We start from the raw sequence: 19,167 nt of genomic DNA, 5'->3' as shown, positions 1-19,167 counted from the left end.
CCCCGGATTGACGCCGCGTCAGGAGATAGCGCGCCCGTGCCGCCGGGGAAGTCGCCCCGGCGGTTTTCCGGATCCCGCGCGGCTCAGCCGCGGTGGAGCGTGTCGCCCGGGTCGATACGGGGCTCCAGCGCGACGATGCGCTCGATCGCGCGGCCCTCCATCCGCGCCAGCACGATCTCGGCGGCGCGGCGGCCGATCTCGCGGCGGCAGGAATCCATCGTCGCGATCCGCCGTGGCAGCCCGTCCAGAAGATCGACGCGGTTGAACCCCGCAAGGCCGATGCGGCCGGGGACGTCGATGCCCTCGCCCAGCAGCCAGAGCAGCCCGCCCGCCGCGATCATGTCATTGGAGTAATACAGGAAATCGAGGTCCGGCGTGCGTGCGAGCATGGCCCGCGTCATGTCCTGCCCCTTGGCGAGCGCCGAGCCGCCCGAGTAGAACTCGTGGTCGGCCAGTTCGACGCCGCCCTTGGCCAGGGCCTCGACGAACCCCTCGAAGCGTTTGCGCGCGCGGTGGTCGAGCGGCATCTTCGTCCCGAGAAAGCCGATCCGCCGATAGCCCTCCGACAGGATGGCGCGGCCCATCTCGCGGCCCGCGCGACGATGCGAGATGCCCACCATCGCATCCACCGGCGTACCGTCGAGATCCATGATCTCGACCACCGGGATGCCGGCGGCACGCAGCATCGCGCGGGACGCGTCGGAGTGTTCGAGCCCCGCCACGATCGCCCCGGACGGCCGCCACGAGAGCATCTCGTAAAGCACCCGCTCTTCCTTTTCGGGAAGATAGTCGGTCACGCCCACCACGGGCTGAAGCCCGGCCCCGTCGAGCACGGAAGAGATGCCCGAAAGCACCTCGGGAAAGACCATGTTGCCGAGGCTCGGAATGATCACGGCGACGAGGTTCACCTGCTGGCTGGCCAGTGCGCCGGCGATCTTGTTGGGCACGTAGCCAAGCCGCTTCGCCGCGCGCAGCACCTTCTCGCGCGTGGCCTCGGACACGTCGCCGCGGTTGCGCAGGACCCGGCTCACCGTCATTTCGGACACGCCCGCGGCCTCGGACACGTCGCGCAGCGTGAGCGGTCGGGGCTGGTCGGTCATGCGGGTCGGCGCCCTCGCGTCGCGGTTCGGAACCGGCGCAGGGTATCCCCATTCGCCGGGGGCTGGAAGGGGTGGCGCGAGGCGGTGACAAAGCCCGACGGGCGCGCTAAACAGACGCCACGGCCCCGTGGCTCAACCGGATAGAGCAGCCCCCTCCTAAGGGGCAGGTTGCAGGTTCGAATCCTGCCGGGGTCGCCAAAACCCCCTTTACCGCCGGATCGCAGATGACCGTCCGTGGCAGATTCCATGCCCCGACTCCCTGCGAGATGTGGCAGAGTTTCCCGAGAGCGCCCTGAAAAGATCCAAATCGCGCGGGGGCGCTCGAGACCTGGGAGGAGCCGAAGATGAACCTGAGACCCGATCCGACATTCCACGCGACCCCGAAACTCGCCATGGAGGCGCCGGCGGAGACGCTCGCCTTCACGCTCATGCTGAGCCCGGACGGCTCGCAGCCGGACGGGCTGGCGGTGATCGACGTCGACCCGACGTCCGACAGCTACGGCCAGATCGTCCACCAGCTCATCATGCCGAACAAGGGCGACGAGTTTCACCATTTCGGCTGGAACGCCTGTTCCTCGGCGCTGTCGCCCCTGACGGGCCATGCCTTTCTCGAGCGGCGCTATCTGATCATTCCCGGCATCCGCTCTTCGCGGATCTACGTCATCGACGTGAAGGAGCCGAGAGAGGCGAAGATCCACAAGATCATCGAGCCCGAGGAGGTGTTCGCCAAAACCGGCTATTCGCGGCCCCACACCATCCATTGCGGCCCCGAAGGCATCTACGTCTCGACGCTCGGCGGCGGCGGGGAGGACGGCACGGACGGCCCCCCCGGCATCTTCATCATGGATTGCGAGAGTTTCGAGATCCTCGGCCGCTACGAGATGGACCGTGGCAAGCAGGAGATGCATTACGATTTCTGGTGGAACCTGCCGCGCGATTACATGGTGAGCTCCGAATGGGGCCTGCCGCCGCAATTCGAGAACGGCCTCGTGGCCGAGGACCTCCTGTCCAACAAGTACGGGCATTCGATCCATTTCTGGAACCTGCGCGAGCGCCGCAACGTCCAGACCATCGACCTTGGCGAGAATCACCAGATGGCGCTTGAAATCCGGCCGGCGCACGACCCGGCCAAGGATTACGGCTTCTGCGGCGTGGTGGTGGACACCACGAACCTGCAGGGCGCGATCTTCACCTGGTGGCAAAAGGAGGACGGGACCTTCGAGGCGAAAAAGACGCTCACCATCGACCCGCGCCCCGAGAAACCCGAGAACCTGCCGCCGCTGCTGAAGGGGTTCGAAGCGGTGCCGCCGCTTGTCACCGACATCGATCTGAGCCTCGACGACAAGTACCTCTACGTCGCCTGCTGGGGCCTTGGCGAGATGCACCAGTACGATGTCTCGGACCCGATGAACCCCACGCTCGCCGGCAAGGTCGAGATCGGCGGCATCGCCCGGGGCACGAAGCATCCCAACGGCAAACCCTTCGCCTATGGCCCGCAGATGGTGGAGATCAGCCGCGACGGAAAGCGCGTCTACTGGACCAACTCGCTCTACTCGACCTGGGACGACCAGTTCTATCCCGACGACGAGGGCGGCCAGATGGTGATGGCGAATGTCGGCGAGCAGGGCGGGCTGGAGCTCGACGAGGCGTTCTACATCGCGTTTCCCAAGGGGTACCGCAGCCATCAGATCAGGCTCGAAGGCGGCGACTGTTCGACCGACAGTTTCTGCTACCCCTCCGTCTGAGGCGTGAACGGCCTCGATACAGCAACGGCCCTTTGGTGGGCCGTTGTCGCGTCCGGCGTCTACCACGGGGTCAACCCGGGCATGGGGTGGCCCCTGGCCGTGTCCGCCGCCCTGATGGAGCGGTCGCGCGGCAGCCTCTACCGGGCATTGACGGCGCTCGCGGCAGGGCACCTGGTCGCCATGGCGGCGATCCTTTTTCCCTTCACGGCGCTTCTGTTCCTCGCGGAATGGCAACGGGAGATACAGATCGGCGCCGCCTGCCTTCTGATCGGGCTGGGGATCTACCTGCTCGTCAATCGCAGGCATCCGCGCTTTCTCGCCCGCGTGCCGCCGTCGCGGCTGGCGCTCTGGTCATTCCTGTCGGCAATGGCGCATGGCGCGGGCCTCATGCTGGTGCCGATCTACCTAGGGATCTGCCGCACGGTGGAAACGGATGCCGGCCACGCCGCCGCGTCGGACCTCATGGCGGGCAATGCCGGTCTCGCGGTGCTCGTCGCGGCAGCGCACACGATGGCCATGACGCTTTCGGGCGGGCTGCTTGCCGTCGGCGTCCACCGCTGGCTCGGATTGCGCTTTCTTTCCAGAAGCTGGTTCAACCTGGACATGGTCTGGGCGTCGAGCCTGCTCATGGTCGGGACGATATCGCTGGCCATCGCGCACTGAAGCGGCCCGGCCCCGGTCGGGCAGGCGGCACCCCGGCATGGCCGGGGCCTGTGCGCGGGGCGCGCGGGTGGACCCGCGCGCCGGGCGTGCGTCACGCCGCGTCGAAGTCGAGGACCAGCTTGTCGGAGGTCGGGCGCGACTGGCAGGCCAGGACGAAGCCGGCCTCGATCTCCCATGGCTCGAGCGAGTAGTTCACGGCCATCTCGGCGCTGCCCTCCTCGACCTTGCACCGGCAGGTGCAGCACATGCCCCCCCGGCAGGAATAGGGCAGTTCCAGCCCCTGCCGCTCCGCCGCCTCGAGCACGGTGTCGTCCTCGGCGTCAACGCTGAAGAGCCGCCGGGCGCCGTCGAGCACGACCTCGACCTGAACGCCCTTCTCGGCCGCGGCCTGTGCGGCCTCCGAGCGGGTGGGCCGTGGCCCTTCGCCCTCGGTGAAGAAACGCTCGAAATGGATGCGCTCCGCGGGCACGCCGCGGGCGGTCAGCGCCTCGGACACGTCGTCGATCATGCCGCCCGGCCCGCAGAGAAAGATCCCGTCGGCCCCGTCGATGTCCACGGCCCCCGCGTTGGCGAGGCGCGTGACGCGCTCCCCCGTCACGCGCCCGTTCAGAAGCTCCACGTCCTGCGGCTCGCGGGAGAGCACATGGATCAGCGTGAAACGGTCCACGTAACGGTCCTTGAGCGCCTCGAGCGCATCGCGGAACATGATATGCGCCGTGTCGCGGTTGCCGTAGATCAGGGTCACCTCGGCGCCGGCCGCCAGCCGCTCGGCCGCGATGGATACCATCGGGGTCACGCCGGAGCCCGCGGCGATCAGCACCACGCTGCCTTCGTCCCGGGTCACGAAACGCCCCTCGGGCGGCATCACGCGGATGGGCTGACCCGGCGCGAGATCCTGGCAGAAGGTGGAGAAGACCCCGCCCTCGACATGCTTCACGCCTACGGTAAGCGGCGCCCCGGGGGCCGACGCGATGGAATAGGACCGGCGCTCGTCGCGCCCCCGACCTCCGCGCGCAGGGTCAGGTACTGCCCCGGCTGCCAGGCGAAGGCGTCCTTCAGCTCGTCGGGCACCGCGAAGCTCAGCGCGACGCTGTCGGGGGTCTCGTGTCGTACCTCGGCGATGGTCAGTTCGTGAAACATCGGGCTCCTCCTCAGAGGCACTTGAAATAGTCGAAGGGCTCGGCGCAGGACCGGCAGCGGTAATGCGCCTTGCAGGGGGTGGAGCCGAACTCCGACAGCCGCTCGGTGTCCGTGGCGCCGCAGCGCGGACAGGCGACCGTGGGCGCGCCGAAAAGCGTGGCCTTGCCGCCGCTTTCCACGGGCGGCGCGATGCCGTAATCGCGCAGTTTCTCGCGCCCCTCCTCGGTGATCCAGTCGGTGGTCCAGGGCGGGCTCATCACCCGCTCGACGCGCGCCTCGAACCCCGCCTCGCGCAGGGCTTGCTCGATCGCGAACTCGATGGCGAGCGTCGCGGGACAGCCGGAATAGGTGGGCGTGACACCCGCCACCGCGGCCCCGTTCTCGATCCTGACCCAGCGCAGGATACCCAGATCGGCCACCGTGACGCAGGGCACCTCCGGGTCGGGCACGGCCGCCGCGGCCTCCCAGGCACGGGCCTCTTCCATCGTCGCCGCCTCGGCCATCACCAGACCGCCCCCGGATGCGCGCGATGCGTGACCTGCATCTCGGCCAGCATGTGGCCCAGAGCCTCGCCATGGCGCATCTCGCGCCCGCCCTGCTGCGGGAACCGCACCTCCGGGATCGTCAGCTTCGCCTCGGCGAAGATATCGCCGATCACGCGATCCCATTCGGGGCGCATCGCAGCCCGGTCAGGGAGCGCCGCCACGCCGCTCGCGGCTTCGGAGGTATGAAAGAGCTCGTCGGTGTAGCGGTGCAGCTCCTCGACCGCCTCGGCCATGCGGCGCGCGCTCTCCTCCGTGCCGTCGCCGAGGCGGATCACCCATTCGCCGGAATGACGGATGTGATAGGCCATCTCCTTCACCGCCTTGCCGGCGATGCCCCGCACGGTCTCGTCCGGGCTCTCCGGCGCGGCTTTCCAGTAGGGCTCCATGAAGGCCGCGAAATAGAGCTGGCGCAGCATGGTCTGGGCGAAGTCGCCGTTCGGACGCTCCACCAGCAGGCAGTTGCGATAGTCCGTCTCGTCGCGAAGATAGGCCAGCGCGTCCTCGTCGCGCCCCGCCCCCTCGACCTCGCCCGCGTAGGTGTAGAGCGAGCGCGCCGAGCCGATCAGATCGAGCGCCATGTTGGGCAGCGCCAGGTCCTCCTCCAGCATCGGCGCATGGCCGCACCACTCGCTCACCCGGTGGCCCAGCACCAGGTGATCGTCGGCAAGCTCCAGCAGGGCCTCGAACAGCGCCATCACATGTGCCCCACGTCTTCGGGAATGTCGTAGAAGGTCGGGTGGCGATAGACCTTGCCCGCTGTCGGCTCGAAATTCTCCGCCGCCTGATCCGGGTCGGAGGCGGTGATCGCCTTCGACGGCACCACCCAGATCGAGGTGCCCTCGCCGCGGCGCGTGTAGACGTCCCGTGCGGCGTCGAGCGCCATGACCTCGTCCGTCGCGTGAAGGCTGCCGACATGCTTGTGCGAAAGCCCGTTGCGGGGCCGGATGAACACTTCCCAAAGAGGCACTTCACCGCTCATCGCGCCCACTCCTTCTTCTTGGATGAAAATACTCCCGGGGGGCCAGCCCCGTCGCCCGAGCGCATCACTCTGCCGCGATCGGGGCCGCCTCGGCCGCCCGCTGCCGCCGCTTCTCGGCATGGGCGAGAGCCGCCTCGCGGACCCAGGCGCCGTTCTCCCAAGCCGCCTTGCGTGCCTTCACGCGGTCCCGGTTCATCACGCCGCCGCCCTTCACCACGCGCCAGAACTCGTCCCAGTCGATGGTTCCGAAATCGTAGCCGCCCTTCTCCGCGTTCCACGTCAGGTCGGGGTCCGGGAAGGTGAGGCCGAGGTACTCGCCCTGCGGCACGGTGGCGTCCACGAACTTCTGGCGCAGCGCGTCGTTCGAGAAGCGCTTGATCTTCCACGCCATGTTCTGGTCCGAGTGCTGGCTCTCGCTGTCATGAGGCCCGAACATCATCAGAACCGGCCACCACCAGCGATTCAGTGCCTCCTGCACCATCTCGCGCTGCGCAGGCGTGCCCCGCGCCAGCGTCATGACGATCTCGTAGCCCTGGCGCTGGTGAAAGCTCTCTTCCTTGCAGACGCGGATCATCGCGCGGGCGTAGGGCCCGTAGGAACAGCGGCAGAGCGGGATCTGGTTCATGATCGCCGCGCCGTCCACGAGCCAGCCGATGATGCCGATATCGGCCCAGGTGAGCGTTGGGTAGTTGAAGATCGACGAATACTTCGCCTTGCCGGAGTGCAGTTCCTCGGTCATCTCCTCGCGCGAGACGCCCAGCGTCTCGGCCGCCGAGTAGAGATAGAGCCCGTGGCCGCCCTCGTCCTGCACCTTGGCCAGCAGCGCCGCCTTGCGCTTGAGCGAGGGCGCGCGCGTGATCCAGTTGCCCTCGGGCAGCATCCCGACGATCTCGGAATGCGCGTGCTGACCGATCTGGCGGACCAGCGTCTTGCGGTAGCCCTCGGGCATCGCGTCGTTGGGCTCGATCTTCTCTTCCGCGTCGATCCGTTTCTGGAACGCCGCCAGGAATTCCGGGCTTTCCTCCGTGCGCGCGTCGGCGCCGATCAGACCCTGTGCGTACATGCCACGCCTCCTCCAAATGAACACTTTCAGTATATATTACGAAACCGCGTCTCCCAAGAGATTTTTGTAATACTTGCATCGCGCCCATCCGGCGCCCATCAAGTGGCCATGCAGAAAACGCTTCTTTCCATCGGGCACGGCTACACGGCGCAGGCCCTGGCACGGCGGCTGCACGGCGCCGGCTGGCGAATCATCGGGACGACGCGCAGCGCGGACAAGGCGCGGGACCTCGCCGAAGACGGGATCGACGCGCGCGTGTGGCCCGGCGACGACCTCGGCCCGGCGCTCGCCGAGGCCACGCATCTTCTCAGCTCGGTCTCGCCCGACGCGGATGGCGACCCGGTGCTCTCGGCGCTCGGGGCGGCCATTGCCCAGGCGGCGCCGGGGCTCGAATGGGCGGGATACCTCTCCACGACCGGTGTCTACGGCGATCGGGACGGTGGCTGGGTGGACGAAACGACACCGGTCGCGCCCGCGACCGAGCGCGGGTACCGCCGCGCCGAGGCCGAGGCGGCATGGCGCGCGATCCCGGGCCTGCCGATCCACGTCTTCCGGCTGGCCGGCATCTACGGCCCCGGCCGCAGCGCCCTCGACCGGCTCCGCGCCGGGACGGCGCGGCGGATCGTGAAGCCCGGACAGGTCTTCAGCCGCATCCATGTCGACGACATCGCGCAGGTCCTCGCCGCGTCCATGCAGAGGCCGGCGCCCGGCGCGGTCTACAATGTCTGCGATGACCTGCCGGCCCCGCCGCAGGACGTGATAGAACACGCCGCCGAACTGCTGGGCCTGCCGGTTCCCCCCGCCATCCCCTTCGAGGAGGCCGAGCTTTCGCCCATGGCCGCCAGCTTCTACTCCGACTCGAAGCGCGTCCGGAACGACCGCATCAAGGAGGATCTGGGCGTGTCGCTCCTTCATCCAGATTACAGGTCGGGGCTGCGCGCGCTGCTTGACGCAGAGCACGGCGACTGAGCGGCGCGGCAAGAGGTTTCCAAACCTCTTGCCCGGACGCCCGCCAGAGGCGAAGCCCAGCCGCGGGGATGTGCATCGCGCGCCGGCGTTGTCCTCAGGCGCGTTGGCCGGCCACCCGTGCGACGCCGAGGGTCTCCAGTACCTTTGCCTCGATGTCGGTCGCGTTCATGCCCGCCACCTCGTACATCTCGCGCGGGCTCGCCTGGTCGATGAAGATGTCGGGCAGCACCATCGAGCGATACTTGAGCCCGGTGTCGAAGACGCCTTCCTCGGCCAGAAGCTGCGCCACATGGGACCCGAAACCGCCCACGGCCCCTTCCTCGATGGTGATGAGCGCCTCGTGCCCGCGGGCAAGCGCCAGGATCATCTCCCGGTCGAGCGGCTTGGCGAAGCGCGCGTCGGCGACCGTGGGCGCGACGCCGCGCGCCTCCAGCGCCTCGGCGGCCTCCAGCACCTCCTTCAGGCGCGCGCCGAAAGACAGGAGCGCCACGCGCCCGCCTTCGCGGATCATCCGGCCCCGGCCGATCTCCAGCGGCACGCCGCGCTCGGGCATCTCCACGCCCATGCCCTCGCCGCGCGGATACCGGAAGGCGATGGGCCCCTCGTCATGCGCGGCCGCCGTCGCGACCATGTGCACGAGCTCCGCCTCGTCGGCCGCCGCCATCACGGTGAAGCCCGGAAGGTTGGCGAGATAGGCGATGTCGTAGCTGCCGGCATGGGTCGCGCCGTCCGCCCCCACGAGCCCGGCGCGATCGATGGCGAAGCGCACCGGCAGGCGCTGGATCGCCACGTCGTGCACCACCTGGTCGTAGCCGCGTTGCAGGAAGGTCGAATAGATCGCCGCGAAGGGCCGCATGCCCCCGGCGGCGAGGCCCGCGCAGAAGGTCACGCCATGCTGCTCGGCGATGCCCACGTCGAAGCAGCGCGAGGGGTAGCGCTCGCCGAAGAGGTCGAGGCCGGTGCCGTCGGGCATCGCCGCGGTCACCGCGCAGATGCGCGGGTCGCGGCCCGCCTCGTCGATGAGCGCGCGCGCGAAGACCTTGGTGTAGGACGGCGCGTTCGAGGGCGCCTTCTTCTGCTCGCCGGTCACCACGTCGAAGGTCGCACGAGCGTGGCCCTTGTCGGGCGCGGTCTCGGCCGGGTGATAGCCCTTGCCCTTGCGGGTGATCGCGTGGATCAGCACCGGCCCGGTGGCGCGCGCCTTCACCGGGCGCAGGACGGGCAGGAGCTGGTCCATGTCGTGCCCGTCGATCGGCCCGATGTAGGAAAAGCCCAGCGCCTCGAAGAGCGTGCCGCCCACCGCCATGCCCTTGAGCAGGTCCTTGGCGCGCTTCGCGCCCTCGCGGAACGGCTCGGGCAGGAGGCTCACCGCCCCCTTGGCCGCCGCCTTCAGGTCCTGGAACGGCGCCTCGGCGTAAAGCCGCGAGAGGTAGCTCGACATCGCGCCGACGGGGGGCGCGATCGACATCTCGTTGTCGTTCAGGATGACGATGAGACGGCGGCCGAGATGGCCGGCGTTGTTCATCGCCTCATAGGCCATGCCCGCGCTCATCGCGCCGTCGCCGATCACGGCGATCGAGTCGCCGTGGCCGGTCGGGCACGCACCACCGAGATCGGCGGCCACCTTGAAGCCGAGCGCGGCGGAGATCGAGGTGGAGGAATGCGCCGCGCCGAAGGGATCGTAGGGGCTTTCCGAGCGCTTGGTGAAGCCCGACAACCCGCCCTTCTGGCGGATCGTCCGCATCCGGTCGCGCCGCCCCGTCAGGATCTTGTGCGGGTAGGACTGGTGGGAGACGTCCCAGATGATCTTGTCGCGCGGCGCGTCGAAGATCGCGTGCAGCGCGACGGTGAGTTCCACCACGCCGAGCCCGGCGCCGAGATGGCCGCCCGTCCGGCTGACCTGCGCGATGGTCTCCTCGCGCAGTTCGTGGGCGAGACGGGTCAGCTCGGCATCGCTGAGCCGCTTGAGGTCTGCCGGGCTTTCGACGCGATCGAGAAGCGGGGTCGCTGGAACGGACGTCATGGGTGTCGGGCCTCCTCGGCCGGGCCGTCAACTTTCGCGGGAGATAACGAAGCGCGCAAGCTCCCGCAAGGTTCGGGCCTCCGCGCCATAGGGCGCCACGGCGTCGCACGCCTCTTCGGCAAGCGCGGCGGCGCGGGCCTTGGCGGGGGCGAGCCCCATGAGCGACACGAAGGTCGCCTTGCCCGCCGCCGCGTCCTTCTGAAGCCGTTTTCCGGCCTTCCGCGCGTCGCCCTCGACGTCGAGCACGTCGTCGGCGATCTGGAAGGCCAGGCCCAGCGCGCGGGCATAGGCGGCCATCGGCGCGGCATCCGCGCCCGCCATGCGCGGTCCGGCCTCGGCCGCCCAGCCGAAGAGCGCGCCGGTCTTGTCGGCCTGCAGCGCCTCGATCTCCCGAAGTCCGAGCGGCCGCTCGGCGCTTTCCGCCGCGATGTCGAGAGCCTGCCCGCGCACCATGCCCGCCGCGCCTGCCGCGCGGGCGAGGGTCAGGGCGAGCGCGGCGCGGACCGCCGGGTCCGGGTGGCACTCCTCGCGAAGGACCATCTCGAACGCCGCGCTTTGCAGCGCGTCACCTGCCAGCACGGCCGTCGCCTCGTCCCATTTGACATGCACCGTGGGCTGGCCGCGGCGCAGGTCGTCGTCGTCCATGCAGGGCAGGTCGTCGTGCACGAGGCTGTAGGCGTGGACCGCCTCGATCGCGGCAGCAGGCCAGAGTGCGCGAGCCTCTTCCACCCGGTGAAGCCGCGCGCCCTCCAGCGCGAGGAACCCCCGCAGCCGCTTGCCCCCCGCCGCCGCGTAGGCCATGGCCCGCGCCACCGGAAGATCGCCGTAGCCCGCAAGCGCCGCGGCGAGATGCGTTTCCACCGCCGCGGCGGCGGCCTCCAGCCGGACGCGGAACATCAAAGTCCGTCGGCGGGCGCGGTGCCGGTGGGCTTGCCTTCGGCGTCGAGGCGGATCTGCCCGACCTTGTCCTCGGCTTCCCTGAGCTTCTGCTCGCAGCGCGCCTTGAGCGCGGCGCCCCGTTCGTAGAGCCGGAGCGACTGTTCGAGCGCGACGTCGCCACGCTCGAGCTGGGTCACCAGCTTCTCGAGTTCGGCCATGGCCTCCTCGAAACTCATCTTCTCGACGGGCGTTTCCTCGCTCATGCCGCGGCCTCCCTCAGTTCGGTGACATGCGCCGCCACGCTCGCGGCCAGCGCTTCCAGATCGTAGCCCCCCTCCATGACCGAGACGAGCCGCCCGCCGCAGAGCTCCGCCGCGAACGCGCAGAGTTCCCGCGTCACCCAGGCGAAATCCTCCGTCCGCCATTCGAGATTGGCGAGCGGGTCGTCGGCATGCGCGTCGAAGCCGGCCGAGACGACGACGAGTTCCGGCGCGAAGGCGCGCAGCCGGGGGAACACCTGCGCCTCGTAAAGCGCGCGCATCTCCGCGCCGCCCGTTCCGGGCGCGAGCGGAAGGTTCACAACGTTGTCGAAGGCGCCGCGTTCGTCCGGCGCGCCGGTGCCGGGCCATAGCGGCATCTGGTGGGACGATATGAAAAGGGCGCGCCGCTCGTCCCACAGAAGGTCCTGCGTGCCGTTTCCGTGATGCACGTCGAAATCCACCACCGCCACACGCTCCATCCCGTGATGGTCGAGGGCGTGGCGCGCGGCGAGCGCCGCGTTGCCGAAGAGGCAAAACCCCATCGGCGTCTCGGTCTCGGCATGATGCCCCGGCGGACGCATCGCGCAGAACGCGTTCCCGGCCTCGCCCGCGACCACCATGTCCACGGCCTTGACCGCGGCGCCGGCGCCGCGGAACGCCGCGTCGAGCGAGCCGGGCGACAGGAACGTGTCGGCGTCGAGCTGCGCGAAGCCTTCTTCGGGCAGTGCGGATCGCAGCATGTCGAGGTAGCTGCGCGGGTGAAGCCGCAGCAGGTCGCTTTCGCTGGCCATCGGGGCCGAAACGCGCCTGAGGTCGCTCATCGGTGCGAGGGCGTGCAGCACATGCTCCAGCCGGGCGACCTGTTCGGGGTGGCCCGGCGGCGTGACGTGACGAAAACCGTCGTCATGGGTGAGAAGGGCGGTTGTCATGGGCGCATCTAAACCCCAGCCGCCCGGCGGACACAAGCCGGCCGCGCCCGGTCAGTCGGGGGCGAGCATGTAGCCCGAGCCGCGCACGGTCTGCAGGTAGCGCGGCTGTTTCGGGTCGGCCTCCAGCTTGCGCCGCAGCCGCGTGATCTGCACGTCCACCGCGCGTTCCTGCGCCTGCGCCCCGTCGCGCCCCGCGACGCGGCCAAGTTCCTCCACGAGGCGGGCGCGGCCGATGGGCTCGCCGGGCGCGGCGGCGAAGATCCGCATGAGCTGGTCCTCGGTCGCGGTCAGGCGCACCGGTTCGTCGCCGCGCCAGAGTTCGCCGCGCTCGATGTCGTAGCGCAGCGGCCCCAGCTGCAGCAGCTTGGGCATCGCGACATCGGCGGGCGTTTCCGGCATGCGCCGCAGGATCGCGTTGATCCGCAAGAGCAGTTCCTTGGGCTCGAACGGCTTGGACAGGTAGTCGTCCGCCCCGGCCTCGAGCCCGGCGATCCGGTGCTCGGTCTCGCCCAGGGCGGTCAGCAGAAGCACCGGGGTCGCCCGGCTCTCGCGCAGCCAGGCGGTGAAGGAGACGCCGTCCTCGCCGGGCATCATCACGTCCAGCACCACGAGATCGAAGTCGAGCCCCGAAAGAAGGCGCCGCGCATGCGCCGCGTCGCGGGCCGCCGTGACGAGGAACCCGTGCCGGATGAGGAACTTCTGCAAAAGGCCGCGGATGCGCTCGTCGTCATCCACCACCAGCAGATGCGGCGCGGCGTCTCCCATCAGCGGCCCTCCCGCAGGCGGTGATAAAGGCGCCGCATCTCGGGGTCCATCATCGCCTCCAGCACCTGACGGAAACCGGCCACCGCCTCGGGGCCCGCGGCGCGATAGGCGGCGCGCATCCGCGCGCGTTGGGCGTCGGAAAGCTCGCGCTCCAGCGCGGCGCCCTTGTCCGTCAGGTAGAGGTGACGCTCGCGCTTGTCGGACCGGCCGACGCGGCTTTGCACGAGACCGTCGGAAATCAGCCGCCTGAGCACGCGGTTCAGCGATTGCTTGGTGATGCCGAGAATGGTCAGCAGGTTGTTCACGGTCGTTCCGGGCGCGACGCCGATGAAATGCATCGCCCGGTGATGCGCCCGGCCATAGTCGTAGTCGGCGAGTATCCGGTCCGGGTCGGCCGTGAAGCCGCGATAGGCGAAGAACATCGCCTCGATCCCCTGCCGGAGTTGATCATCGGTCAGGAAGAGGAGCGTTTCCCCCCCGCCGTGGCCCGCGCCGCCGCGTCCGTCGTTCATGCCGCCCTCCCACGCTCGCAAGGGGCCGTCTTCCATGGCAGCTTACGTCAGCCTTATTGACATTCCAAGGGGTGGCTGGTAGCGATTCCCGATTTTTGCGCAATTTTGTGTCCGCTGCGGACATATCCGGCGCAACATTCGTGAAGGCTCGTCTGGGAAAGGATCCGACATGGCAGGCTACGACGATCGCGACGGCAAGATCTGGATGGACGGGACGCTCGTGGACTGGCGCGACGCGAAAGTTCATGTCCTCAGCCACGCGCTGCATTATGCAAGCTCCGTCTTCGAGGGCGAGCGCGCCTATGGCGGCCGGATTTTCGAAAGCCGCAAGCATTCCGAACGGCTGATCGCGTCGGGCGCGGCGATCGACATGCCGCTGCCCTGGACCGTGGACGAGATCGAGGCGGCCAAGTCCGCCGTGATGGAGGCGAACGGGTTGTCAGACGCCTACGTCCGCGCGGTGGCCTGGCGCGGCGCGGGCGAGGACATGGGGGTCAGTTCCGCGCGCAACCCGGTGCGCCTGGCCGTGGCGGCGTGGGAATGGGGGGCGTATTACGGCGCCTCGAAGATGAAGGGCGCGAAACTGGACATTTCCAAGTGGAAGCGGCCCAGCCCCGAGACGATTCCGTCCCACGCCAAGGCGGCGGGCCTTTACATGATCTGCACCATGTCGAAGCACGCGGCCGAGGCGAAGGGCTGCGCCGACGCGATGATGTTCGACTATCGCGGCTACGTGGCCGAGGCGACCGGCGCCAACATCTTCTTCGTCAAGGGTGGCGAGGTACACACGCCGCTTCCCGACTGCTTTCTGAACGGGATCACCCGGCAGACCGTGATCAGGATGCTGAAGGACCGGCAGGTGCCCGTGCACGAACGGCATATCGAGCCGGCGGAACTCGAGAGCTTCCAGCAATGCTGGCTGACGGGCACGGCGGCCGAGGTCACGCCCGTGGGCCAGATCGGCGACTATGGTTTCGAGGTGGGTGCGCTGACGCGCGAGATCGCCGAAGCCTACGAGGCGCTGGTCCGCAGCTAGGGCTCGGCGGGCCGTCCGGACATCGGCGGGCCTTCGCCACGGCGCACCCGCGCGACCCCGGCGAGCCGCCCGACACTTGCGCGAAAACAACCCGCCACGCTCATCATTTGGTCAGGATTTCCGGACAGGGTGCAGCGTGTATCCGCAGCGCATGCGATACGGGTGTCGGGGAAAGAGTGGCCTTGCGCCGCGGCGCAGTTCGGGTACGGCGGCCGGGCGACGGACCGGCCGTCTCCGCGCCCGGGCCTCGGGAGGGTGCGCGCGGTTTGCGGGCCGCGCCGGGCCGGCCAGCGCGACGTCAGCCCGGCGACATCCCGCGCAGCTTCTCCGACCGGCGCCTCAGCACTTCCACCGTCGTCAGAAGCGCGATCGAGATGCAGACGAGGATCGTCGCCACCGCGAGGATCGTGGGCGAAATCTGCTCGCGCAGGCCCGTGAACATCTGCCAGGGCAGCGTCTGCTGGTTCGCGGACCCGACGAAGATCACCACCACCACCTCGTCGAAGCTGGTGATGAAGGCGAAGAGCCCGCCGGAGATCACGCCCGGCAGGATGAGCGGCATCTGCACGCGCCGGAAGGTCGTCACCGGGTCCGCCCCGAGATTGGCCGCGGCCCGCGTCAGCGAGCGGTCGAAGCCCACGAGCGTCGCCGTCACGGTGATGATCACGAAGGGAATGCCGAGCGCGGCATGGGCCAGAACCACGCCCAGATAGGTGCCCTGCAAGCCGACCCGCGAGTAGAAGAAGTACATCCCTGCCGCCGAGATGATCAGCGGCACGATCATCGGCGAGATCAGGATCGCCATGATCGCCTGGCGGAACGGCACATGCTCGGAGGAAAGGCCGATCGCCGCCAGCGTGCCGAAGCTCACCGCGAGCAGCGTGGCGACGGGCGCGATCAGAAGCGAGTTGCGCAGCGCTTGCTGCCAGTCCGACGAGGTGAAGAAGTCGCGGTAGTGCTTGAGGCTGTAACCCTCGGGATCGAAGGCCAGCATCTCGGGCGTGAAGGTGAAGAAGTTCTCGGCGTTGAAGCTCAGCGGCATCACGACGAGAATCGGCGTGATCAGGAAAACGAAGACCGCGCCGCAGATCACGCGGAAGGTGTAGTACCAGAGCACCTGTCCCGCGGTCAGGTAGGGTGGCAGGAACATGCGGTAGCGGCCGCGGCCGATCCAGTAGATGAACCAGCCGATGAACCACCCGAAAAGCGCACCGACGATGGCGCCGGGTATGGCACCGACCGCGAAGCCGGCCACACCGAAGAGCGCGATCAGCCCCCACCTGAGGCTGCGTTCCCGCTCGACCCCGGCAACCGCGAGGGCCGCGTAGGCCAGCGCCGCGCAGACCGCCGCGCCGACGACGATGCCCAGAAGCGTGGAGCCCTGCGCCGTGCCCACGAAGATCCCGAAGAACGCCCCCGCGGCGGCCACGACGGGCAGCGTGAACGAGAATGGCAGCGTCTTCGTTTCGGTGATGACGACCCCGTCGGACATCTGTCAGCCCCCAAGCTTCACGTTGTCGATGCCCACGATCTTGTCGTAGGCCCAGTAGAGTACCAGAACCACGACCAGCAGGATCGAGCCCAGCGCGGCCGCGAGGCCCCAGTTGAGCGAACTGGAGATGTGATAGGCGATCCGGTTCGAGATGAACGTGCCGGTGGTGCCGCCGACGATCTCGGGCGTGATGTAGTAGCCGATGGCCAGGATGAAGACGAGGATGGAACCCGCCCCGATCCCCGGCACGGTCTGCGGAAAATAGACCCGCCAGAATGCGGTCCAGTCCGTCGCGCCGAGCGATTTGGCGGCGCGCAGGTAGCTGGGCGGGATCGTCTGCATCACCGAATACATCGGCAGGATCATGAAGGGCAGCAGGATGTGGGTCATCGCCACGATGGTGCCGAACTGGTTGTTGATCATGATGAGACGCGACTCGTCGGCCACGAGGCCCAGCCAGACCAGCGTGTCGTTGATAACGCCCTGCTGCTGAAGCATCACCTTCCAGGCCGAGGTTCGGACCAGCAGCGACGTCCAGAAGGGAAGAAGCACCAGGATGAGAAGCAGGTTGGCCTGCCGCATCGGCAGGTTGGCCAGGATCCACGCCACCGGGTAGCCGAGCAGAATGCACGAGAAGGTGATCATCAGGCTCATGAACATCGTGCGCTGGAAGAGCAGCCCGTAGATCCGCTCGTTCTCGGGACGAAGCTCGGGGCCGTCGGGGCTCTTCTGCATGTCCACCGCGTTCAGGAAATACCCCGTCGTGTAGGGCGGAGAGTAGGTCTGGATCGTCCGCCACGGCTCGATCGTGCCCCACCCCTCATGGGTTTCGATCATCGCCTCGCGGTAGGTCATCGTCTCGAACCCGGGCGCGGCCTCGGCCGCAGCGCGCAGAAGGTCGGCGTGCGGCCCGTCATAGGCGGCGAGGTCGGCGCCGCCCGTCAGATCCTCGTAGAGCTGCGTGTAGACGTAGCTCCACGGTTCGTCCTCGGCGGGGCTCTCTTCCTCCTCGGCCTGCATGAACTCCGCATAGAGGCGGTACGCCTCGGCGGTGCGGGGCAGCACCTCCGCGATGCCGTCGCGCAGCTCGAAGGGCGGCGGGCTCTCTTCGTCGTAATCGACGCCGGCGTCGCGCTCCACCCAGCCGGGATCCGCCATGATGTCGATCCAGGTCGACGCCTCGTCCCAGGCTTCGTTCAGATCCTCGAACTGGTCCTGATAGAGCTCGCCAAGGTCGTCCACCCCGCGTCCCGACCGCCGGAAGAGCGACGACATGCCGGTGCTTTCGTAGTTGAGCCGGCTGCCGAGCCGGGTGTGCTCCTTGCGCTCGGCGGCGAGGAAGAGGTCGGCGTAAAGCGCCTCGAACGTGCTTTCGGGCGGCAGCTCGCCGCTGTCGGCCGGCCAGTCCTGGAGCTCCGCGGTGGTGCGCGGCAGCGTCTCGGACACGATCTGGTTCTCGACCGACCGGAACAGCATGTCCACGATCGGCGCGATGAAGGTGATGAGCACGAAGATCAGCAGCGGCGCGATCAGCGCGAGCGCCCTGAGCTTCTGTGCGCGCAGCGCGCGTTGCAGGCTTTTCTTGAGCGGCGTGCCATCGGCGGCAAGCACCGGCCCCGAATCGTCGCTCGAGGCGATTCGAAGCGCGTCGTCCGGTGTCGGTGCGCGCTTGCCCGTTGTGGTGTCCGTCACGTCGGTCATGTGTCGCCCTGTGCCCTGCGCCCTGGGGAAACCGGGCACCGGCCGGTCTGGTCCGGTGCCCGGAAGCGAAGGAGCGCGGTTGCGCTCCCTCGCGGTGTCACGGTCGTCCGGCGCTTACTGCGCGAGCCACGACTGGAACTTCGCGTCGATGTCGTCGCGGAAGTCCGCCCAGAACTCGTAATTGTAGAGCAGGGTGTTCGACGCGTTGTCCGGATCCGTCGGCATGTGCGGTGCCATCTCGATGCCGAGCTCGGCATGCTTGTCCACCAGCGGCGCCGAGGAGTCGCGTGCCGGGCCGTAGGAAATGTACTTCGCCTGGTCCGCGAGACGCTGGGTATCCGTGGCGAACCACAGGAAATCCATGACGCGGTTCAGCTCTTCATCTTCCAGACCTTCGGGGATGATCCAGCCATCCAGGTCGAACACCTGCATGTCCCACATCATGCCCACGGGCTGGTCCTGCTCCTCGATGACCGAGAAGAGGCGGCCGTTGTAGGTCGAGCCCATGAAGATCTCGCCGTCGGCCAGAAGCTGCGGCGTGTCGGCGCCGGCCGACCACCAGATCACGTCGTCCTTGATCTCGCCGAGCTTGGCGAGCGCGCGATCCTGGCCCTCCGGGGTCGCGAGCACGTCGTAGATCTCGTCCTTGGCCACGCCGTCGCAGTAGAGCGCCCATTCCATGTTGTTGATCGGACGGCGCTCGAGGCTGCGCTTGCCCGGGTAGGTCTCGGTGTCCCAGACATCGCAGACGCTGCTCGGCGCATCGACGCCTTCCGGCACCATGTCGGTGCGGTAGCCGAAGGTCGTCGAATAGACGATCTGCGGGATGAAGCAGTCCGACACGATCAGGTCGCCGAAATCGTCGGAGGCATCGGTGCCGTCCGGCGCGGGCTGGAGGATGTCGTCGTGATCGACTTCCATCGCGAGGCCCTCGTCGCAGAGGCGGATGGCGTCGGAGGCCACCACGTCCACGAGGTCCCAGGTGATGTTGCCGGCCTCGTCCATGGCGCGCAGCTTGGCGACGGCCTCGTTCGAGCTTTCGTCCCAGGTCGCGGAGACGCCGGGGTTCATCTCGAGATAGGGCTCGACATAGGCCTTCTGCTGCGAGTTCTGATACGCGCCGCCCCAGGAGACGAGCGTCATGCTGTCGGCCATCGGCTCACCCGCGACCGGGCTTTCCATGTCCTGTGCGGCAAGACCGCCGGCGGCGACGGTCAGCGCCGTCGTGGCCAGAAATGTCTTCGCGAGTTTCCTTGGATACTCCCTTGTAACGCCCGTCTTGCGTTGACGGGGCCGGCGTCACGGGCGGGACGGCCTGGCCCTCGGTGCGTCGGCGAGCCCATCGGGCCGCGACGATGTTGCCGCG

Annotated in this window: 20 protein-coding genes and 1 tRNA gene; 5 read left to right on the top strand and 16 right to left on the bottom strand. The window is 68.4% G+C overall.

Annotated elements, in window-relative coordinates; translation table 11 throughout:
- Positions 1–83: 83 nt before the first annotated feature.
- On the bottom strand, positions 84–1,100 hold the full coding sequence (locus AB6A65_RS09355) for a LacI family DNA-binding transcriptional regulator (RefSeq protein WP_371038106.1): 1,017 nt from the start codon (positions 1,098–1,100) through the stop codon (positions 84–86).
- A 121-nt stretch (positions 1,101–1,221) separates the two neighbouring features.
- Between AB6A65_RS09355 and AB6A65_RS09350 the strand changes: the two genes are divergently transcribed.
- The 3 genes from AB6A65_RS09350 (at position 1,222) to AB6A65_RS09340 (ending at position 3,508) form a co-directional block, all read left to right on the top strand.
- Positions 1,222–1,298, top strand: a tRNA-Arg gene (locus AB6A65_RS09350).
- Between the two features lie 146 nt (positions 1,299–1,444).
- Complete coding sequence (locus AB6A65_RS09345; protein WP_371038105.1) at positions 1,445–2,845, top strand: selenium-binding protein SBP56-related protein; 1,401 nt, start codon at positions 1,445–1,447, stop codon at positions 2,843–2,845.
- 81 nt (positions 2,846–2,926) lie between these two features.
- A complete protein-coding gene (locus AB6A65_RS09340) occupies positions 2,927–3,508 on the top strand; it encodes a hypothetical protein (RefSeq protein ID WP_371038104.1) in 582 nt (193 codons plus the stop codon).
- A 91-nt stretch (positions 3,509–3,599) separates the two neighbouring features.
- On the opposite strand, the gene AB6A65_RS09335 is transcribed toward AB6A65_RS09340, so the two are convergent.
- The 6 genes from AB6A65_RS09335 to paaA form a co-directional block, all read right to left on the bottom strand.
- Positions 3,600–4,445, bottom strand: coding sequence for a 2Fe-2S iron-sulfur cluster-binding protein (locus AB6A65_RS09335; protein WP_371038103.1), 846 nt, complete (start codon positions 4,443–4,445; stop codon positions 3,600–3,602).
- Positions 4,446–4,447: 2 nt separating this feature from the next.
- Positions 4,448–4,648 (bottom strand): hypothetical protein, encoded by a 201-nt coding sequence (locus AB6A65_RS09330; RefSeq protein WP_371038102.1) that lies wholly within the window; start codon positions 4,646–4,648, stop codon positions 4,448–4,450.
- Positions 4,649–4,659: 11 nt separating this feature from the next.
- On the bottom strand, positions 4,660–5,151 hold the full coding sequence (gene paaD, locus AB6A65_RS09325) for a 1,2-phenylacetyl-CoA epoxidase subunit PaaD (protein ID WP_371038101.1): 492 nt from the start codon (positions 5,149–5,151) through the stop codon (positions 4,660–4,662).
- Positions 5,151–5,888: a 1,2-phenylacetyl-CoA epoxidase subunit PaaC gene (gene paaC, locus AB6A65_RS09320; protein ID WP_371038100.1), complete on the bottom strand. Its 738-nt coding sequence runs from the start codon at positions 5,886–5,888 to the stop codon at positions 5,151–5,153. Before paaC ends, paaD begins: the two co-directional genes overlap by 1 nt.
- On the bottom strand, positions 5,888–6,172 hold the full coding sequence (gene paaB, locus AB6A65_RS09315) for a 1,2-phenylacetyl-CoA epoxidase subunit PaaB (RefSeq protein WP_371038099.1): 285 nt from the start codon (positions 6,170–6,172) through the stop codon (positions 5,888–5,890). The genes paaC and paaB overlap by 1 nt, the downstream gene beginning before the upstream one ends.
- Positions 6,173–6,236: 64 nt before the next feature.
- The gene (gene paaA, locus AB6A65_RS09310; protein ID WP_371038098.1) at positions 6,237–7,235 is read right to left on the bottom strand and encodes a 1,2-phenylacetyl-CoA epoxidase subunit PaaA; all 999 of its coding nucleotides are present in this window, start codon (positions 7,233–7,235) and stop codon (positions 6,237–6,239) included.
- A 108-nt stretch (positions 7,236–7,343) separates the two neighbouring features.
- On the opposite strand from paaA, the gene AB6A65_RS09305 reads away from it, so the two are divergent.
- Positions 7,344–8,204, top strand: a complete 861-nt coding sequence (locus AB6A65_RS09305) for an SDR family oxidoreductase (RefSeq protein WP_371038097.1) — start codon at positions 7,344–7,346, stop codon at positions 8,202–8,204.
- Between the two features lie 94 nt (positions 8,205–8,298).
- Here the strand turns inward: AB6A65_RS09305 and dxs are convergent, their stop codons facing one another.
- The 6 genes from dxs to AB6A65_RS09275 are packed head-to-tail and all read right to left on the bottom strand — an operon-like array spanning position 8,299 to position 13,572.
- Positions 8,299–10,227: a 1-deoxy-D-xylulose-5-phosphate synthase gene (dxs, locus tag AB6A65_RS09300; protein WP_371038096.1), complete on the bottom strand. Its 1,929-nt coding sequence runs from the start codon at positions 10,225–10,227 to the stop codon at positions 8,299–8,301.
- A 27-nt stretch (positions 10,228–10,254) separates the two neighbouring features.
- Positions 10,255–11,124, bottom strand: coding sequence for a polyprenyl synthetase family protein (locus tag AB6A65_RS09295; RefSeq protein WP_371038095.1), 870 nt, complete (start codon positions 11,122–11,124; stop codon positions 10,255–10,257).
- A complete protein-coding gene (locus AB6A65_RS09290) occupies positions 11,124–11,369 on the bottom strand; it encodes an exodeoxyribonuclease VII small subunit (RefSeq protein WP_371038094.1) in 246 nt (81 codons plus the stop codon). The genes AB6A65_RS09295 and AB6A65_RS09290 overlap by 1 nt, the downstream gene beginning before the upstream one ends.
- On the bottom strand, positions 11,366–12,295 hold the full coding sequence (locus AB6A65_RS09285; protein WP_371038093.1) for a histone deacetylase family protein: 930 nt from the start codon (positions 12,293–12,295) through the stop codon (positions 11,366–11,368). The genes AB6A65_RS09290 and AB6A65_RS09285 overlap by 4 nt, the downstream gene beginning before the upstream one ends.
- Before the next feature lie 51 nt (positions 12,296–12,346).
- Positions 12,347–13,060, bottom strand: coding sequence for a response regulator (locus tag AB6A65_RS09280; protein ID WP_371038092.1), 714 nt, complete (start codon positions 13,058–13,060; stop codon positions 12,347–12,349).
- A complete protein-coding gene (locus AB6A65_RS09275) occupies positions 13,060–13,572 on the bottom strand; it encodes a MarR family winged helix-turn-helix transcriptional regulator (RefSeq protein WP_371038091.1) in 513 nt (170 codons plus the stop codon). Before AB6A65_RS09275 ends, AB6A65_RS09280 begins: the two co-directional genes overlap by 1 nt.
- A gap of 169 nt (positions 13,573–13,741) precedes the next feature.
- Between AB6A65_RS09275 and AB6A65_RS09270 the strand changes: the two genes are divergently transcribed.
- The gene (locus tag AB6A65_RS09270; protein ID WP_371038090.1) at positions 13,742–14,608 is read left to right on the top strand and encodes a branched-chain amino acid aminotransferase; all 867 of its coding nucleotides are present in this window, start codon (positions 13,742–13,744) and stop codon (positions 14,606–14,608) included.
- Between the two features lie 298 nt (positions 14,609–14,906).
- Here AB6A65_RS09270 and AB6A65_RS09265 read toward each other — a convergent pair whose 3' ends face one another.
- The 3 genes from AB6A65_RS09265 to AB6A65_RS09255 form a co-directional block, all read right to left on the bottom strand.
- Positions 14,907–16,100 carry an ABC transporter permease gene (locus AB6A65_RS09265; protein ID WP_371038089.1) on the bottom strand — a complete coding sequence of 398 codons (1,194 nt, stop codon included), beginning with the start codon at positions 16,098–16,100 and terminating at the stop codon, positions 14,907–14,909.
- 3 nt (positions 16,101–16,103) lie between these two features.
- A complete protein-coding gene (locus AB6A65_RS09260) occupies positions 16,104–17,801 on the bottom strand; it encodes an ABC transporter permease (RefSeq protein WP_371038088.1) in 1,698 nt (565 codons plus the stop codon).
- Between the two features lie 114 nt (positions 17,802–17,915).
- Positions 17,916–18,983 (bottom strand): extracellular solute-binding protein, encoded by a 1,068-nt coding sequence (locus AB6A65_RS09255; protein ID WP_371038087.1) that lies wholly within the window; start codon positions 18,981–18,983, stop codon positions 17,916–17,918.
- Between the last annotated feature and the right edge of the window lie 184 nt (positions 18,984–19,167).

This window comes from Rhodosalinus sp. FB01 (assembly GCF_041365715.1).
Taxonomy (GTDB): Bacteria; Pseudomonadota; Alphaproteobacteria; order Rhodobacterales; family Rhodobacteraceae; genus Rhodosalinus.
This window is presented reverse-complemented; position numbering and strand designations above follow the sequence as displayed.

What these genes read in the sequence shown, in the direction of transcription:
- dxs (WP_371038096.1), bottom strand. Translation starts at nt 10,227, where the DNA reads ATGACGTCCGTTCCAGCGACCCCGCTTCTCGATCGCGTCGAAAGCCCG.
- AB6A65_RS09330 (WP_371038102.1), bottom strand. Translation starts at nt 4,648, where the DNA reads ATGTTTCACGAACTGACCATCGCCGAGGTACGACACGAGACCCCCGAC.
- AB6A65_RS09285 (WP_371038093.1), bottom strand. Translation starts at nt 12,295, where the DNA reads ATGACAACCGCCCTTCTCACCCATGACGACGGTTTTCGTCACGTCACG.
- paaC (WP_371038100.1), bottom strand. Translation starts at nt 5,888, where the DNA reads ATGGCGCTGTTCGAGGCCCTGCTGGAGCTTGCCGACGATCACCTGGTG.
- paaD (WP_371038101.1), bottom strand. Translation starts at nt 5,151, where the DNA reads ATGGCCGAGGCGGCGACGATGGAAGAGGCCCGTGCCTGGGAGGCCGCG.
- AB6A65_RS09260 (WP_371038088.1), bottom strand. Translation starts at nt 17,801, where the DNA reads ATGACCGACGTGACGGACACCACAACGGGCAAGCGCGCACCGACACCG.
- AB6A65_RS09275 (WP_371038091.1), bottom strand. Translation starts at nt 13,572, where the DNA reads ATGAACGACGGACGCGGCGGCGCGGGCCACGGCGGGGGGGAAACGCTC.
- AB6A65_RS09290 (WP_371038094.1), bottom strand. Translation starts at nt 11,369, where the DNA reads ATGAGCGAGGAAACGCCCGTCGAGAAGATGAGTTTCGAGGAGGCCATG.
- paaB (WP_371038099.1), bottom strand. Translation starts at nt 6,172, where the DNA reads ATGAGCGGTGAAGTGCCTCTTTGGGAAGTGTTCATCCGGCCCCGCAAC.
- AB6A65_RS09255 (WP_371038087.1), bottom strand. Translation starts at nt 18,983, where the DNA reads ATGGAAAGCCCGGTCGCGGGTGAGCCGATGGCCGACAGCATGACGCTC.
- AB6A65_RS09345 (WP_371038105.1), top strand. Translation starts at nt 1,445, where the DNA reads ATGAACCTGAGACCCGATCCGACATTCCACGCGACCCCGAAACTCGCC.
- AB6A65_RS09355 (WP_371038106.1), bottom strand. Translation starts at nt 1,100, where the DNA reads ATGACCGACCAGCCCCGACCGCTCACGCTGCGCGACGTGTCCGAGGCC.
- AB6A65_RS09265 (WP_371038089.1), bottom strand. Translation starts at nt 16,100, where the DNA reads ATGTCCGACGGGGTCGTCATCACCGAAACGAAGACGCTGCCATTCTCG.
- AB6A65_RS09280 (WP_371038092.1), bottom strand. Translation starts at nt 13,060, where the DNA reads ATGGGAGACGCCGCGCCGCATCTGCTGGTGGTGGATGACGACGAGCGC.
- AB6A65_RS09305 (WP_371038097.1), top strand. Translation starts at nt 7,344, where the DNA reads ATGCAGAAAACGCTTCTTTCCATCGGGCACGGCTACACGGCGCAGGCC.
- AB6A65_RS09270 (WP_371038090.1), top strand. Translation starts at nt 13,742, where the DNA reads ATGGCAGGCTACGACGATCGCGACGGCAAGATCTGGATGGACGGGACG.
- paaA (WP_371038098.1), bottom strand. Translation starts at nt 7,235, where the DNA reads ATGTACGCACAGGGTCTGATCGGCGCCGACGCGCGCACGGAGGAAAGC.
- AB6A65_RS09295 (WP_371038095.1), bottom strand. Translation starts at nt 11,124, where the DNA reads ATGTTCCGCGTCCGGCTGGAGGCCGCCGCCGCGGCGGTGGAAACGCAT.
- AB6A65_RS09340 (WP_371038104.1), top strand. Translation starts at nt 2,927, where the DNA reads ATGGGGTGGCCCCTGGCCGTGTCCGCCGCCCTGATGGAGCGGTCGCGC.